General features: G+C 40.1%; 20 protein-coding genes. All 20 read right to left on the reverse strand.

Going from position 1 to position 16,523, the window contains the following annotated elements:
• Positions 1–2: 2 nt before the first annotated feature.
• Positions 3–404 carry a DUF948 domain-containing protein gene (locus ACI3ES_RS08515; protein WP_080519458.1) on the reverse strand — a complete coding sequence of 134 codons (402 nt, stop codon included), beginning with the start codon at positions 402–404 and terminating at the stop codon, positions 3–5.
• A 147-nt stretch (positions 405–551) separates the two neighbouring features.
• The gene (gene rny, locus ACI3ES_RS08520; protein WP_004911994.1) at positions 552–2,108 is read right to left on the reverse strand and encodes a ribonuclease Y; all 1,557 of its coding nucleotides are present in this window, start codon (positions 2,106–2,108) and stop codon (positions 552–554) included.
• 118 nt (positions 2,109–2,226) lie between these two features.
• Positions 2,227–2,688, reverse strand: coding sequence for an SsrA-binding protein SmpB (smpB, locus tag ACI3ES_RS08525; RefSeq protein WP_004911992.1), 462 nt, complete (start codon positions 2,686–2,688; stop codon positions 2,227–2,229).
• A gap of 11 nt (positions 2,689–2,699) precedes the next feature.
• Positions 2,700–5,024: a ribonuclease R gene (gene rnr / locus ACI3ES_RS08530; RefSeq protein WP_114666877.1), complete on the reverse strand. Its 2,325-nt coding sequence runs from the start codon at positions 5,022–5,024 to the stop codon at positions 2,700–2,702.
• A 100-nt stretch (positions 5,025–5,124) separates the two neighbouring features.
• A complete protein-coding gene (gene secG / locus ACI3ES_RS08535; RefSeq protein WP_277872951.1) occupies positions 5,125–5,361 on the reverse strand; it encodes a preprotein translocase subunit SecG in 237 nt (78 codons plus the stop codon).
• 83 nt (positions 5,362–5,444) lie between these two features.
• Complete coding sequence (locus ACI3ES_RS08540; RefSeq protein ID WP_010279865.1) at positions 5,445–6,221, reverse strand: RNA methyltransferase; 777 nt, start codon at positions 6,219–6,221, stop codon at positions 5,445–5,447.
• A 46-nt stretch (positions 6,222–6,267) separates the two neighbouring features.
• On the reverse strand, positions 6,268–7,188 hold the full coding sequence (gene yidC, locus ACI3ES_RS08545) for a membrane protein insertase YidC (protein WP_114666878.1): 921 nt from the start codon (positions 7,186–7,188) through the stop codon (positions 6,268–6,270).
• Between the two features lie 71 nt (positions 7,189–7,259).
• Positions 7,260–7,532: an acylphosphatase gene (locus ACI3ES_RS08550; RefSeq protein WP_004911975.1), complete on the reverse strand. Its 273-nt coding sequence runs from the start codon at positions 7,530–7,532 to the stop codon at positions 7,260–7,262.
• The gene (locus ACI3ES_RS08555; RefSeq protein ID WP_080519461.1) at positions 7,513–8,616 is read right to left on the reverse strand and encodes a cell wall metabolism sensor histidine kinase WalK; all 1,104 of its coding nucleotides are present in this window, start codon (positions 8,614–8,616) and stop codon (positions 7,513–7,515) included. Before ACI3ES_RS08555 ends, ACI3ES_RS08550 begins: the two co-directional genes overlap by 20 nt.
• A gap of 16 nt (positions 8,617–8,632) precedes the next feature.
• On the reverse strand, positions 8,633–9,322 hold the full coding sequence (locus tag ACI3ES_RS08560; protein ID WP_004911968.1) for a response regulator transcription factor: 690 nt from the start codon (positions 9,320–9,322) through the stop codon (positions 8,633–8,635).
• A gap of 101 nt (positions 9,323–9,423) precedes the next feature.
• Complete coding sequence (locus tag ACI3ES_RS08565; protein WP_114666879.1) at positions 9,424–9,969, reverse strand: DUF177 domain-containing protein; 546 nt, start codon at positions 9,967–9,969, stop codon at positions 9,424–9,426.
• 1 nt (position 9,970) lies between these two features.
• A complete protein-coding gene (locus ACI3ES_RS08570; protein WP_114666880.1) occupies positions 9,971–11,143 on the reverse strand; it encodes a nucleotidyltransferase in 1,173 nt (390 codons plus the stop codon).
• Positions 11,140–11,895 (reverse strand): class I SAM-dependent methyltransferase, encoded by a 756-nt coding sequence (locus ACI3ES_RS08575; RefSeq protein WP_114666881.1) that lies wholly within the window; start codon positions 11,893–11,895, stop codon positions 11,140–11,142. The genes ACI3ES_RS08570 and ACI3ES_RS08575 overlap by 4 nt, the downstream gene beginning before the upstream one ends.
• A gap of 48 nt (positions 11,896–11,943) precedes the next feature.
• Entirely contained in the window at positions 11,944–12,315 is a 372-nt protein-coding gene (rsfS, locus tag ACI3ES_RS08580) for a ribosome silencing factor (RefSeq protein WP_004911956.1), read from the reverse strand.
• Between the two features lie 3 nt (positions 12,316–12,318).
• Positions 12,319–12,903, reverse strand: a complete 585-nt coding sequence (gene yqeK, locus ACI3ES_RS08585; RefSeq protein ID WP_114666882.1) for a bis(5'-nucleosyl)-tetraphosphatase (symmetrical) YqeK — start codon at positions 12,901–12,903, stop codon at positions 12,319–12,321.
• Positions 12,896–13,534: a nicotinate-nucleotide adenylyltransferase gene (locus ACI3ES_RS08590; RefSeq protein WP_080519463.1), complete on the reverse strand. Its 639-nt coding sequence runs from the start codon at positions 13,532–13,534 to the stop codon at positions 12,896–12,898. The genes yqeK and ACI3ES_RS08590 overlap by 8 nt, the downstream gene beginning before the upstream one ends.
• 10 nt (positions 13,535–13,544) lie before the next feature.
• On the reverse strand, positions 13,545–13,856 hold the full coding sequence (gene yhbY, locus ACI3ES_RS08595) for a ribosome assembly RNA-binding protein YhbY (protein WP_004911944.1): 312 nt from the start codon (positions 13,854–13,856) through the stop codon (positions 13,545–13,547).
• The gene (gene yqeH / locus ACI3ES_RS08600) at positions 13,856–15,001 is read right to left on the reverse strand and encodes a ribosome biogenesis GTPase YqeH (protein ID WP_114666883.1); all 1,146 of its coding nucleotides are present in this window, start codon (positions 14,999–15,001) and stop codon (positions 13,856–13,858) included. The genes yhbY and yqeH overlap by 1 nt, the downstream gene beginning before the upstream one ends.
• Positions 14,991–15,527, reverse strand: coding sequence for a YqeG family HAD IIIA-type phosphatase (locus ACI3ES_RS08605; protein ID WP_031941039.1), 537 nt, complete (start codon positions 15,525–15,527; stop codon positions 14,991–14,993). Before ACI3ES_RS08605 ends, yqeH begins: the two co-directional genes overlap by 11 nt.
• A gap of 75 nt (positions 15,528–15,602) precedes the next feature.
• The gene (locus ACI3ES_RS08610) at positions 15,603–16,253 is read right to left on the reverse strand and encodes a peptidoglycan-binding protein (protein ID WP_233127284.1); all 651 of its coding nucleotides are present in this window, start codon (positions 16,251–16,253) and stop codon (positions 15,603–15,605) included.
• Between the last annotated feature and the right edge of the window lie 270 nt (positions 16,254–16,523).

Consider the following 16,523-nt stretch of genomic DNA (forward strand, 5'->3'; position numbering starts at 1 on the left):
TGTTAGACCTCCGTCTTTTTTGATTTGAATTTGTTCATCGCAGCAGACGTTGCTTTCTTTGCAACTGCAGCCGCTACACCACCTGCTCCAGCACCGGCCGTAGCTTTTGCACTCGAGAATCGGTTCGTAACATTTTGCACCGAACTATTGAGATGTGATACCGTTTCCGACAAGTCAGCCACCGCTTGGATAGTAGGGTCAAGTTTTTTAACTTTGCCATTCACATCGTTCAGCAATGTGTTGGCATTACCAAGTATCTCATTACTTGACCTTGCAATTGTATCGACGTCCAGCGTAATAACACCTAACGATCGTGTTAAACGCATCAAGAAAATACCGATAAAAATCACCAGAATTAAAAATGCAACGGCGAAAATCAGTAAAGCAAGTTGTCCAGGTTCCATATACTCCTCCTTGTTGATGCTATTAAAATCACGTTTTGTTAACTTTTTATGAAAAATAAAACGTTTTCAATTAGGTTAATTATAACAAAAAAAATCGTTCAATGAACGACTTTTTTTAACTTGATTTTACACTTCAATTAATTGTAATTAGTGGGCATAGTCCACAGCACGCGTTTCACGAATAATCGTAATCTTGACATGACCAGGATAGTCCAACTTTTCTTCAACAGTTGATTTAATATCATGTGCCAAAACTGTGGCCTGTAAATCATTAACTCTAGTAGGTTCAACAATGACGCGGATTTCTCGTCCTGCTTGTATTGCATAAGCAGAGTGTACGCCAGGATAATTGTTAGCAATTGCTTCCAAGTCCTTCAAACGCTGAACGTAATTTTCTAACGACTCACTACGAGCCCCAGGTCGAGCTGCACTAATGCCATCCGCTGCTGCAACCAAATCTGAAATTGGGGAAATTGACTCAACATCACCATGATGAGAGGCTATTGCATTAATCACAATCGGCTTTTCTTCAAATTTTTCTGCCAATCGAACACCCAACTCAACATGTGATCCTTCAACTTCAGCATCAACCGCTTTTCCAATATCGTGTAATAAACCAGCGCGCTTCGCAAGCGCGACATCCATTTTAAGCTCTGCTGCCATCATTCCCGCAAGTTTTGCGACCTCGATTGAATGCTGGAGCACATTTTGTCCATATGAAGTTCGATAATTCATACGTCCAATCATTTTGATCAAATCAGGGTGAATACCGCGTAGACCTAATTCAAATACGGTCTGTTCACCTTTTTCACGAATGGTTTCATCCATTTGGCGTCGTGACTTTTCAACCATCTCTTCAATGCGAGAAGGATTGATTCGGCCGTCTGCCACTAATGCGTCAAGCGCCATTTTGGCAATTTCTCGACGAACAGGGTCAAAACCACTCAAGACAACTGATTCAGGTGTATCATCAATGATCAAATCAATACCAGTCAAAGACTCTAGTGTTCGAATATTGCGGCCTTCACGGCCAATAATTCGACCTTTCATATCTTCACTTGGTAGGTTCACAACAGATACAGTAACATCAGCCACCGCATCTGCTGCCGACCGCTGAATCGCTTGCACGACGATATTACGTGCTCGCTTTTCAGCTTCACTCGTTGCATCATCTTGTGCTTCCTTAATCAAAGCAGCACGCTGACGTACGAGCGTTGTCTTTGTTTTACTTAAAATTTGTTCTTTCGCATCATCTGGAGAAAGTTGACCGATTTCCTCTAACTTTTCCTGTTGTGATACCATCAAATTTTGGGCAACCGTGTGTTTCTTTTCTGCATCGTCCAAACGTGTCTGGACCTGATTCTCTTTTTGAATCAGAGAAGCATCACGTTGATTGAGGGCCGCATCTTTCTTATCGAGGTTACTGATACGGTCTTCAAGCCTTTGTTCTTGTTGTTGCAACTGCGTTTGACGGTCTTTAAATGCGTCGTCGACCTGATTGCGATAAGTCTGAGCCAAATCTTTGGCATCAACTTCAGCTGCACGTTTTAAACTTTTAGCTTCTTTATTTGCTTGTTCAAGAATGTTAGCTGCAATTTGTTTAGTAGAAGCTACTTGGCGTGCATCTTGAGATTTACGCATATAATAGCCAATACCATAACCAATCACAATTGCGAAGAGCGCTGAAATGATTGTAACTATCATGTTAGCATTTCCTTTCAGCTTGTGAAACTCTATTTTCACATACATTAAGTATATCGATTATTAGAGTTCCGGTCAATAGTGATGATAGCTACTAAACGGTTATTACTGATAATCGAATTTAATTTTTAAAACGTCGTGCTAGTTCTCTATCTTGATCACGCTTTTTAATGTCAGTACGCTTATCATACTTCTTTTTACCACGTCCAATGCCAATCAGAATTTTAGCAAAACCATGTTTCAGATAAACTTTAAGGGGTACGATTGTCACACCCTGTTCTTGTGCAGCTTTTGCTAGTGTGGCAATTTCTCGTTTGTGAAGTAAAAGTTGCCGTGTACGTAAGGGGTCAACATTAAATTGATTTCCCTGTGCATATGAAGCAATATGGACATTGGTTAGCAAGGCATTACCATCATGTATTGTAATAAAGCCATCACTAATTGTAATTTGTGAGGCACGCACTGACTTGATTTCTGTCCCTGTCAGTGAAATACCCGCCTCAAAGGTTTCTGAAATTGCATAATTAAACCTAGCTTTTCGATTTTGAGCAAGATATTGTTCATTCTGTTTTTTCTTTGCCATTCAAAACCACCTTAGAAATTACGTTTACTATCTCGTTTGTGCCCCTGTTTGCTGTCCAATGGTCCTCGTTTAGTTTTTGGACCTTCTGACTTGCCACGTCGTTCATTTTTACGACGTTCATCGCGGTTACGTCCCTTCCCAAATTTGCCATGCGATTGAGAAGCAACGCGGATAGCAGTGGTTGGTGCATCTTGCGGATTGACCAACATAAAGTCAACTGTTCGTTCATCCTTATTGACACGAATCACTTTCACCCGAACTTTTTGACCAATTTGGAAAATATGGTGTTTGGATCGCCCAATCAATGCTGCGTGTGACTCATCGTACTCATAATGATCATCTGTCAGATTTGATATATGCACCAGTCCTTCAACAGTGTTTTCTAGACTAATAAATAGACCAAATTTCAGAGCCGAATTGACAACACCGTCAAACTCTAGTCCTATCTTATCAAGCATATATTCAGCTTTTTTGAGTGCGTCAACATCACGTTCTGTGTCAATAGCACGACGCTCACGAGTACTAGTATCTTCACCAATTTGGCCAAGATGGCTGGCATACTTTTCTTGTGCTGATACACCATAGCCATTTTGAGCGTACCATTTAATCAATCGGTGCACGGTTAAATCGGGATAGCGTCGAATTGGTGAGGTGAAGTGTGTATAAAAATCAGCGCCCAAACCAAAGTGTCCAACTGGATCCGGTGAATACTTAGCTTGCTTCATCGCACGCAACATCATTGTCGAAATCATTTGTTCGGCAGGGTCTCCCGCAACATCATTCATTAGTTTTTGCAGCATAATTGGTGTCACTTTGTTTGGATCCCCAATCACTGGATGTCCTAAAGCCTTTGAAAATTCAAAGAATGATTTGGCACGTTCTGCATCGGGTGTTTCATGAATACGATATAAAAATGGTACTTCTAATTTGTCAAAATGCTCGGCAACAGTTTCGTTTGCTGCCAACATAAAGGATTCAATCATACGTTCAGCCGTACCACGTTCACGCAACTTAATGTCGACGGCTTTACCCTCGTCATCAACAATGATTTGTGCCTCAGGTGCGTCAAACTCAATCGCACCACGCTGCTTACGCATATTGTACAAAATATCATGCAACTCCCCCATCACTTTGAACATAGGTACTAAGTTTGCATATTCTTCTTGGACAAAAACATCCCCTTCGAGAATTTTATTCACTGCATCATACGTCATGCGAGCATGTGACTTCATAACAGAAGTATGTAAGCGATGATTAACAACTTTACCTTGTGGATTAATTTCCATTTCAGCTGACATTGCTAAACGGACAACATTGGGATTAAGCGAAGCAATACCATTAGAAATATTACGTGGCAACATTGGAATAACACGATCTGTCAAATACACTGACGTGCCACGATTATACGCTTCGCGATCAATGCTAGAGCCTTCTGTTACATAATGAGAAACGTCAGCAATGTGAACACCTAAATGATAATTACCATTGTCTAGCTTCCAAGCAACAACCGCATCATCAATATCTTTGGTGTCTGCACCATCAATGGTCACCAATGTTTGCTCTGTGATATCCTCACGACCGGCCCATTCAGAATCTGGTACATCTGTTGGTATTTTACCAGCATCCGCTAACACATCAGCAGGAAACTCATTGGGAACCTTTTTGCTGTAAACAATCTGCAAAATATCCATTCCTGGTTCATCTTTGTAACCAAGTGTCTCTGTAACGGTTGCTACGAGCTCTTTGGGGTGAATTTGATCGGGAAAACGTACAACTTCAGCCACAACAACCTGACCATCATTTGGCTTCAAGCCCTCTCCACTAACTAAAACCTTGAAGCTCATCGCTTTTTTATCGCTAATCGTAAGTTCGCCAATCATGTCCTTAGCATCAGACCCAAGCGAAAAAGTGCCCACAATTCTCTCGTAAGCATGCGCCAAAATTTCAACCACTTTACCTTCAGGACCACGGTCCGGTGAAGGCGACGGTTTAATCGTTTCGACTCGAACATTGTCACCTTGCATTGCTTGCAACGTGTTTTCAGGATTGATAAAAAAATCAGGTAATTCGTCGTCATATTTGACAAAGCCAAATCCTTTGTCATTAGCACGGTACTCACCAAACGTATAACCTGCATTCGGATTGTACTGATAGTGTTGTTCATGATCAAGTGCATCTCCACCCCGAACGAGCGCGTTCAGTGCATTAACCACTTGTTTATAGCCGGCAGCATCAGTCATACGTAAGCCATCAGCTAAATTTTGTGCTGAAAAAGACTGTGATGAATTGGCTTTCAAAAAACCCTTCAGCTGTGCTTTTAATTCTTCTAAATGCATGTGTTTTCCTTTTAAATTAATTATTTTCTTCTTAATGAAGCAACATTCGATATAAAAAAAGTCAGTCTACGAAAAAAGCGTAAACTGACCAATTCGTTTTTTAATGGGCTGAAATGTACATCAGCGCAAAACCAATAATGAACCATAGCGCCCCAAGAACAGACGTTGCACGGCGCATAACTGCTTCAAATCCTCGTGACTTGCGTTCAGCGAACAAATCGCCAGCACCACCAGATAAAGCTGATAACGCGTCTTGTTGTTTACTAGGTTGCATCATGACTGTGACGATAAGCATAAAGCCCACGACAATCAAAGCAACGGTGAGTGTCTTTTCCACAATCATAACCTCTACTTAAATCGATATTTCTATTATAGCAAATTCATCCTTAAATCGCTAGTTTTGGAGAAACAGCAACTCAGTTATTCATTCCCCAAAGACAAACTAAACATCAAAATACCACCAGCGATGGCTACATTCAGGCTCTCTGCTTGTCCTTGAATCGGAATATACAAATTAGCCGTCGTTTTAGCTGCCAGTTCATCGGACATACCTTGACCTTCGTTACCTAAAATCAATCCAAACTGTGTGCTTGGCTCAATGTCACGATATGATTGCGCTGCTTCATTCAACTGAGAACCATATACTGGCAAACCATTATTTGTCAACGCATCAACCCATTGATTGAGATCACCATTTAAAACTTCTAAGTGAAATTGGGAGCCTTGCATAGCTCGTACTACTTTAGGTGCAAAAGCATCTGCGGTGCCTTCACCTAGTACAACACCTTTAAAACCAGCAGCATCAGCTGTTCTAACCAACGTCCCAACATTCCCGGGATCTTGAATTTGGTCAAGCAATAACCACGCACCATCATGAACGTATGCAGGGTCGAATGTTTTTTCTGGCAAACTGATTTCTGCAAAAATACCTTGTGGCGTATTAGTGCCAGCAATATGCTTAGCAACTTCTTCACTGATTTCAAAAGCGGGTACACCATGTGGTACTTCTGGCAAATGTAGTGCCATTTGTGATGATGTTGCCATGACTGCATGAAACTTAGCGTTCGCCTTAACGGCCTCTTCCACCAAATGCCAGCCATCAAGTAAGTAGGTGTGATTTTCTAATCTGCCCTTTTTTGATGACAACTTTGCCCATGCCTTAACGCGTGAATTTTGATTTGAAATAATTCTTTCCATGTACTTTTCTTTCTATGCTTGTTGACACTCAAAGTTTACTATAATTTTAACGCTTCTGTTTACCTGCATTGCGCCCTTTTTTGCTTTGATTTGTTTGAGATGGCTTTCCAGGAGCTTGAGTATTATTGAGAATTGAAGGGTTAGCTGGTTTGGCAGCTGCTTCAGCCATTAAATCATCAGCAGTTTTTTTAATCTTAAACTCACCAGCCACACGCTTTTCAAGACCTGGCCGTTGCAAATGTTGAATCAATGATTGGATTAAAGCAAAGATACCACCAACCACAAAATAAAGACCAATTGCACCGCTGGCAATCATCGCAAAACCAAAAATCATGACTGGACTAATAAACATCATGGCAGCTGAAGTTTTACGCTGCTCTTGTGGCATGTGTTGCATCATTAACCATGCTTGAGCTAAATAAATAATACCGGCGATAATCGCAAAGACAAGCTGAGGCTTACCAAGATCAAAATTGAAGAATGAAGCGCCCTTTAGGGCTGGCGCATGCAAGATGGCTGAATACAATCCTGAAAAGACTGGCAGTTGCATCGCCATTGTCAAAAAGGACATACCGCCCATGACACTCACATCGTTTTCTCGATAAAGTGACATCATTGACATACTAGCCTTTTGTTGCTCTTCTGGTGTCCCAGCTTTGCGTGAAATGGCCTGCAATTTATCAATTTCGGGTTTCAGTGTCTGCATTTTAATTTGATTAATTGTTGTATTCACTTGTTGATTCAAGAAAAATGGTAACAAAATCAAACGTAAAATAGCTGTGATAATCACAATTGCCCAACCGATGCCATCAATCCCACCAATATAGTGAGCAATGTTGGTCATTACCTCAGCAAGTGGATGACCAATCCAACGATACATACGACTATTTTGATCATAGCCCCCCGTCAGTAAAACAATATCCAAAATCACAAACGCAATAGTTAAAACGCGCTTCAGTTGTTTCATAATCAAAGTTTCTCCTCGAAAACCGTGTTTAAAAATCATCGTATAATTACAAATTATAATTATACCAAGAATTAGTATCGAATAGCAAAAACATTTGATTCAAACGGCGCAATTGATTCAATTTCAACGTCATCAACGCGACTATAAAATCCCGGGCCTTTTTTAATAATAGTTAAAAACATCGCCATATTTTGTTCTGTTCCTTGGGCTTGTATTGTCACAGAACCATCTTTGCGGTTGCTCACCCACCCTACGATGCTATTTTTTTGTGCCGCCTGTTGTGCAAACCATCTAAAACCAACACCTTGCACAACACCAAATACGTTAATTTCCAGTGTTTTCATTTTCATCCTCATGGTACAAAGGTAGATGAATTGTGAAGATTGAACCCGATCCTTCAGCACTTTCCAAAGCAATCTCACCGCCATAAGCTTCTACCAACCGTTGTGCTATGCTTAAGCCAAGACCATTACCACCTTTGGCACGAGATCTTGCCTTATCAACACGATAAAAGCGATCAAACACACGTTGAGAATCTTTAGCAGATAAACCTTCCCCGAAATCCTGCACACCGATTTCCACGCGATTGGCTGTTTGTGACAACGCAAAATGAATCTCTCTTCGATCCAGTGAATACTTAACAGCGTTGTCTGCTAAGATAATCAAAATTTGTTCCATATGATCCTGCCGAATTTTGACTTCAGCTTGTTGAGATAAATCGTCGTCAAGCGTAAAAATGAATTCCGGATGTATCAATTTAAAATTATCATACACGCGATGAACAGTACCACCAACATCCGTAATTTCTTTGATGTTTTCGATTGGAATTTGTTCTGCTCGCGTCAAGTTTAACATTTCATTGATGAGCGTTTCCATCCGTTGCACTTCAGCAAGAGAAGACTTTATTGAGTCATCAAGCACCTCTGGATCATCTTTGCCCCAGCGGTTCAATAATTCCATATGTCCCTTAACAATGGCAACTGGGGTCCGCAATTCATGCGACACATCTGAAACAAATTGTTGTTGCGCGCCAATTAAGCCTTGCAATCGATCAATCGTACGATTTAGAATCTGTGTTAAATCTGAAAATTCATCATTGGCGCCTACTTCACTAACACGCACATCCGTCATTGGATCATCTTCAAACGCTTCAATCGTACTTTCAATTGACGTGACTGGTCTCAAGATTAATCGCGTCAACAAAAAAGCAAACATAAAAATAGCAAAACCACCAATAATGACAATTGCCCACAGCCAAAAAATCATTGCATCAGGTGGATTACCATAATACTTCTCAACTAAGGAAGTTACAATGAGCGCAAAAATAATAAAGATAACAAAAAAGCCAGACGCCATTCCAATTGCTAACTGCCAACGCAGTGAGAAGCGACGTGCGGCTTTTTCAGTTGTGTTTCTATCATTATCCATATTTTAGTTCCCAAAATCAGCTACGCATAACATAACCGGTACCACGTACTGTTTGGATATATGACGCTTTGCTTTCTGGGTCATCAATCTTATTGCGAAGATATCGGATATAAACATCAACAACGTTTGTTTCAACTTCTGAGTCAAATCCCCAAACTTCTTTTAGCAATTGCTCACGAGACTGTACAACATTGATGTTTTCAACGAGCGTCAATAACAAATCGTATTCACGTTTAGTCAAATTGATAATTTGGTCGTCCCGACGGGCAATACGGTTTTCCTTTTCGATACGCAAATCTTTAAAATTAATGATTGAACGATGCTTGTCATTCACTTCTGTCTCAATAGCAATACGACGCAAAAGCGAGCGAATGCGAGCTAAGAGCTCTTCAATAGCAAAGGGCTTAACTAGGTAATCGTCAGCACCGTAATCCAAACCAGAAACGCGATCAATTACTGAATCTCGAGCTGTCATCATGATAATTGGCGTTTTCTTTGCTTCGCGAAGGCGACGTGCAACTTCCAAACCATTCAACTCTGGCAACATCAAATCAAGCAAAATAACATCATAATCATTTTCTAGTGCTAAATCTAAACCTGAGCGGCCATCGTGCACCGTTTCAACTTCATATCCTTCATGCTTGAGTTCGAGACCAACAAACTTTGCCAAGTTTTCCTCATCTTCAACAATTAATACTTTACTCATTTTTTGTCCTCAACATTTTAAATCGGTCTAAACCGAGTCTATATTATATTCTATTACTCACTTTAGTTTAGATGATTTTGATATTTTTTGCAAGTGTTTTCTCATTCTTTGAAAAAATCATCTAATTTTGCTAAACGAGGGTCTAATTTGACGCCATTATCACTCATTTTCTCATTTTTATATGTTTCTTCACTGATGACATGCCAGTCTTTTCCAGAGGGCAAAATATCACTATCTTTTTCTTCCGCTGTCAAAATTTGTAGTGGCAGATTAGCAATAATATTGTCTAAAATAGCATCATCAACGTTCAATACATCATTTTCAAGGAGAAATACAGCTTCTGTTTCTTCAAAATCTGATAGGCGTGTAGCATCTTCAATGTATCGTTCATCAATTGTCACTTCAACTGGTAATGTAACTGCCTCTAAAGAACGTGACGAGGGTACGGTAATCGTACCTGTAACCGTCATCGTTAGAATAATATCGTCGTTATCCAAATAGCTGACTTGACCCGCAACTTCTAAAGGTGACAAGGCTAAAACAGTTTCTGGAAAACGTTGTTTGGCAACAGCTTCAAGATTTAACTGTTCTGCTAACACCAAAGGTTTTTGACGATATTTTAATAATTGATTCTTCGCATATTTCATTTTATTTCTCCACAAATATTGGGGCACGTGTGACATCTTGCTGATCAGTCGAATGATCTGCAAGGAGTTGCCACAGTTTACCGGCTTTATAGTCTAAACGTAATTGGGCTCTAGCTAAATTATTATCCACTTTACTGATTAATGGCAACGTTACCTGCTTTTTGATTTCATTCAAATACTGTTGACCATTCGGCGTGAAACCCAAAACACGCAAATAAGGATCTTGCATGGCCGCCTGCATTTGGTCAACCTTGACATTCAGCAATGTGTACAATAGTGTTCGCTGCATTCGGGCAAATGTATAACGTTTTGATTTAGTTCTTTTAATAAAATTCTGGTAATTCGTAGGCGCCGGTTCTGTTAACATAACTGAGGCCAAACGATGTTCCAACCCTTCCGCCATTTGGTAGACTTGCCCTAGCTGGCCAACCGTATCAGTTGTAATACGATACTGTAGCAGTGGCCAAAATTTTTCTTCAAAATTGATTGTCGATGCTTGAGTGTTTAGCGTTTGATAAACATCATTCGGCACCACATTTTTGATTTTTTCAACACGATTTTTGTGAAGCGCCAGACGAATGGCGGAGGCAGAAGCAATTTCTTGTGTTTCTGAAAAATGTAACTCGTGATACCCGGCAGCTACGCGTTGAATTGGTATTAATTCAATGGGCGATTGTTGTTTCAACACCGCTGTTGCGTATCCCAAAGCCAAAATATCGTTGGGTTCTTTTAACTCAAAACCAGTTTTGTCTGAAAGTTGTTGTGCGTATACGCTCGCGAACGTTTGATTATGTTGCTTAAATTGATCATTTTGATTAACGTCTGGTGCCTTTTGTGCCAAAGACAAAAAATCAACATCAGCGTGCTCACTACCAAACACAACTTGTCTCACACCTAAAGCGGTTAATAATTGAATCGCGCCATCGGCAAATAGATGACTTGGTTGTACTGCAAAAAAAGTCGGCAACTCGATTACCAAATCAACGCCATGTGCTAAAGCTAGTTGCGTGCGATGCCATTTATCAATCAGCGCTGGTTCACCCCGCTGAACAAAATTACCAGACATGACAGCAACAACAACGTCAGCCCCAGTTGCAGCTTTGGCTGCTTCAATGTGATAGATATGACCGTTATGAAAAGGATTATACTCCGTGACTAAGCCAACTGCTTTCATGATTTCACCGCCTTAAAGAACCAACGCGTCGTATCTTCATGAATCTCATCACGACCAAAATCGGCACTAACTTCAATGTTTTTAAAACCAACTTTTTGTAACAACTGTTGATAAGTAGCCAAATTATACGTTTGCTCATGATGAATTTCACGCATAATTTTAAAACCATCAATCGTTTCATCATAAACAAAAAATTTAAGATCATGATCGACGCTGTTAATTTCATCTCCAGCAAAACTAGTCCACATTAAAATATTTTCTGGATCATCGTCATTATTATAGTAGTAATTATCATAACCAACATTAATTTGATAAGGTGTAATCACATCAAACAGGAACATGCCACCATCAGTCAAATGATCAAAGACTTGGAACAACGCTGCCTCTAAATCAGCAATGGTTGGTAAATAGTTTAAGGCATCTGCAAAACTGACAATAAGTGGATATGTCGTCGACCAATCACTAAATTCACGCATATCTGCCTGCAAAAGTGTCAAATCAACGTCAGCATGATTAGCATGCGTCTGCGCCAAAGACAACATATCTGGTGACAAGTCCAAAACCGTGACTTGATACTGGTGTTCTGCTAACAAAACGCCTAACCTTCCAGCACCACCACCAAGATCAAGTACACTTGTAGCAGTGGTGTGTTCCCTTACATAGAGTAACCAATCCTGATACATGTCTGAATCAAATAGCTGGTCATACTTAGCAGCAAAAGTTGTGTAATTATCATTAATGTTCTTAGTCATAATCTCAATTTTAACATAAAAAAACTGGCACAAGGTGTCCCAGCCTGTTTAATCTTCTACTAATAAACTTGTTAAATCAACATATGGCGCATCGTGCCACAATCGTTCCAAATTATAAAAATCACGACTTTCAGTATCAAAAATGTGTACGATAACGTCACCTAAGTCCATCAATACCCATTGCCCTTCACGAAAACCTTCTGTAAATCGTACTTCACCACCGGCAGCCTCAATTTTATCTTTCACTTCCGTCGCAATGGCTTGTACTTGTCTGGTAGAGGCAGCATCGGCAATCACAAAGTAATCTGCCATCAAGCTCACTTCACGCATATCTAGCGCTACAATATTATTAGCCTTTTTGGCATCAACTGCCGCAACTGCTGTTTCCAAAACTGTGTTCACATTTAAAATTGTTGTCATATTTTAGTTTTCTTTCCTAACCCAGTAATTATAAGTTTCCAATGATTTGGGATAAATTGGCGTTTCTTTTTTCACCAATCGTGCCAACGTATGCACAATTTGGTATTTCACACCCTGCCCAAGGGACTGTTTAGTAATATCTCTTGCCACTTGGACGCCATCAAAATCACGACCCACTTCCAAATAGTCTGCCATGAAAATCACTTGTGAAAGCTTACTCATCGTCGCTCCAGCACCAGTGGTATGCTCACGAACAGCCGTTAAAATATCAGAATCCGTAATTCCTAGTTCATCATGAATCATCTCAGCACCAACGACACCGTGCCAAATATAATTGCCCCAGTTCATTAAATCGGGATCCATTTTTTTGCGTTTAATAACAGCTATAAAGTCACTATCCGAACGTTCTTTAGCATAGTCATGAACTAACGCTGCTACCTCTGCTTGATCGGGATCAACACCATTTGCTTCCGCTAATTGAATAGCATAATCCCGTACACGACGTACATGTTGAAAACGGTAATCTGACAAGCGAGCCTCAACTTTTTCTTCGAGTTGAGCAATACTGCCATCAAAATATTTAGTCATAAAATCCTCGATATAAATTATATTCTTGCATAAATAGGGCCACACGTTCTGGCACCAAATAATTAATACTTTGATTCATTCTAATTCTCGTCCGAATTTCTGATGCACTGACACGAATATCCGGCACGTTAAACCACAATACTGGGTAATCTGATGAAGTAGATTGCCCTTCGCGCACACCAGCAGCAAAAGTAACCAGTTGACTCAGCTCGTCTATATGATCCCAAGTTGCTAATGTTTTGATTTTTTCTGCTCCTAAAATAAAATAGTATTCATTCTCAGGATGCAATGAGACTAATTCGCGCATCGTATCAAAGGTATGCGACTCGCCACCATTACGAATTTCCAAAAGTTCAATATCGAAAAACGCATTGTCGGTAATTGCCAAATGAACCATTTGCATACGATAAGACGGTGCAATGGCACTAGCATGTGTGCCATCAACGGGTTGTGCATTCGGCATCCAATAAACTTTTTCAAGTCCCAACTGTCGCCCAACACTTTCAGCTAAAACGAGTTGACCAATATGTGGTGGATTAAACGTCCCACCAAAAATACCGATTCGTTTTTTTTCTTTTTGAGGCGCTGTTTCCGTTTGGACTTGTGGCGCAATGGTTACTGTTTCTCGCATATTGACACCCTTAGATTTTTTCTAAAGCAACTGAAACTTTCTGATATTTCTCTTCTACTGCTGGTAAATATAAGATTACTGTTCGACCAATTGTTTGAACGACTGAAATATTTGAGTGCGTTTCGATATAGTTAGCCACTGAATCAACCGTTTCTTCAGACCCTTGCTGTAAGCTGATTTTGATTAGTTCACGCTTAGCAATCGCCATCACTAATTCCTCTAGCCAAGTTGTCGTTAAACCATTTTTACCAACCGAAAAAATGGGTGATAATGTGTTTGCTTGTGAACGTAAGAAACGTTTTTGTTTTCCTGTAAGTGTCATTAAATCATAGCCTTTCTAATTAGCACATCAACGCCCTCTGGTACCCAACCAGCAACTTTAATGCCTGCTGGTACGGTAATCCAACCTAATCCTGCAAAAACAAGATCACTTTTTTCAATGATATTGAATTCGCGTTTGACAAGTGGCGAAGCTGTTAAATTCAGTGGCGCTGGTGTTAGTAATTCACCAACATGTCGATTATAAAATTCATCTGCGCCATTCAATTTAGTGCGGTGGATATTTAAATTATTTTCAAAATAAGCCGTGACAGCTGTCCGTTCACCACTCACAAAATCAAACCTAGCCAGCCCACCTAAGAACAACGTCTGTTCTGGATTGAGCTGATAAGTACGCGGTTTAATCTCTTTCTTTGGCAGCGCATACTTCAAATCTTTATCGGCAATAACATGTGCCATTTGTTCGCGTTTGATAATACCTGGCGTGTCAATTAACTGATGACCATCTGCTAACGGAATTTCAATGCGGTCCAACGTGGTCCCTGGAAAACGTGAAGTCGTTATCAAGTCCTGAACACCCGTCCGTGACTTAATAATCTGGTTGATCAGCGTTGATTTGCCAACATTAGTCACACCCACTACGTAAACATCACGATCCAATCTTAATTGGTCGACACGTTCAAGTAATGCGTCTATGTTTTTAGGATGCGCAGCCGAAGTCAAAAAAATGTCAGCCGGCTTAATTCCTTGAGCTTTAAGCATAGTTTGCAACCATTGCTTTAGTCGATTTTGATTTAACAATTTAGGAAGCAAATCTACTTTATTTCCCACCACTAAAATAGGATTGTTTTCACCTACAAAACGTGGCAAACCGGCAATTTCAGAACCAGTCACATCAAACAAATCCATAACGTAGACAATCAGCGCATTCGTATCAGAAATTTGGTGCAATAATCTGGCAAAATCATCATCAGTCAATTCGACTGGTTGGATTTCGTTATAATGACGTAATCTAAAACAGCGCTTACAGAAAAGTGCATCGCTATCAATGGCTTTTTTTAAGGCGCTTAATGGTAAATATCCAGCTTTTTCTGGGTCAGTAATTTGCATTAATGCCCCACAGCCGATACAGCGTAAGCCTTCATCTAATTGTGTTTGAACGTACTCGTCAGTGATTTCAGTTGTCACGTAATGTTTTCTCCCATTTCAAATATGGATGTGCTTTAAAGACAATTTTTTTAATATACTTTTCGATACTGCGATTAAGCCATGTTTGCCACATATCCGACTCAATTAAACGCTGCACCAAAACGCTTCTAATGCCCGCACTGTGCGCAGCCCAAACGTCAGTCAGCATTTGATCGCCAACCATGATCACTTCGTCGCGCTTAAGATGATGAGTCCTTAGTATATGTAGTATGCCACGTGGCAAAGGCTTTAGCGACCATGAAACAAAATTTACGTTCAGCGGTGCAACTGCCTTAGCCACTCGCTTTGTCGTATTGTTTGATACTACAATTAGTTCAATACCGCCATCACGTAGGTCCTGTAACCATTGACGTAATTCGGGTGTACCCTCAGGATTGTTCCACGCCAGCAATGTATTGTCTAAATCTGCGAGCACGGTTTTAATCCCATGCGCTTTTAAATCATCGACTGTTAAATCATATATTCGTTCGACCATATATGTCGGTGTAAAGTGTTCTAAGCGCATCATATCCATCTTTCATCTCGTTTGTTTCTCTATCTATTATAACAAAAAAACCCGTGAGACGGGTTACGCGTTTTATTAATACCAATTATTGGCTTGCCAATGTGCAATTGCGTTAGCAACTGAACCATAACGTGCAGCAATATACTTTTGCATAGCTTCTAACTGAACCGCATAATTACCACGGTAGTCTTGGCCGGGAACGTATTGCGCATAGTAAGCTTCAGTTAATTGACCGATACCATAATAGGGACCGTTTTGAGCATTTGGATTACCACCACTTTCACGTTGAATTAACCATTGAATATCTGCAGATACTGCTGGCGTAGTGGACTGGGTTTGTGAAACCGCGGTCACTGAGGTTTGGCTATTATTGGTTGATGAAACATTATCAACGTTGTCTGTCTTTACAGCAGCAGTACTAACCTCAGTTACGGTCGATGTCTGATTAGTTTCATTTTGTGATGATACATTTTCAGAGCTAGCCGCTGATTGTTTATCAGTGCTATCTTCAGTTTTCTCTGAAGGCTTTGATACTTGTGCTTTGGGTAATGCAATTGTTTTAACATCAGCCAGAGATTCAGCGGCTACGTCAACTGCTTTTACGTCGACTTTTTGGTCAAGGCTAGCCGCATCTGTTGGCTGGTTTTCTGTTTGTAGTTGTGTTCCCAATGCACCCAATGCAACTCCCGTCATTGTGGCGCTTGCAATCAATATTCTCTTTATCATGTCTTCCATTGTGCCTGCTTTATGTTACACAAACATTACAGAAATTAACAAAAACGTAGACCAAAAATACATAATAAACGAATTAACAACATTTTGTATATTATATAAAGAAAAATAACAATTATCATAAAAATACAAAAAATCAACGATGAATTTGTCAGTCTCATCGTTGATCAATTTGCACAATGTTGTGCTGTTTAAGGAGTAATCTGATTGTACGGTATCAGACTATAAACGAATCACACACATGAAAACGCTTACAATATTATT

The sequence above is a fragment of the Leuconostoc falkenbergense genome, assembly GCF_045801155.1.
In the GTDB taxonomy this organism is placed as follows: domain Bacteria; phylum Bacillota; class Bacilli; order Lactobacillales; family Lactobacillaceae; genus Leuconostoc; species Leuconostoc falkenbergense.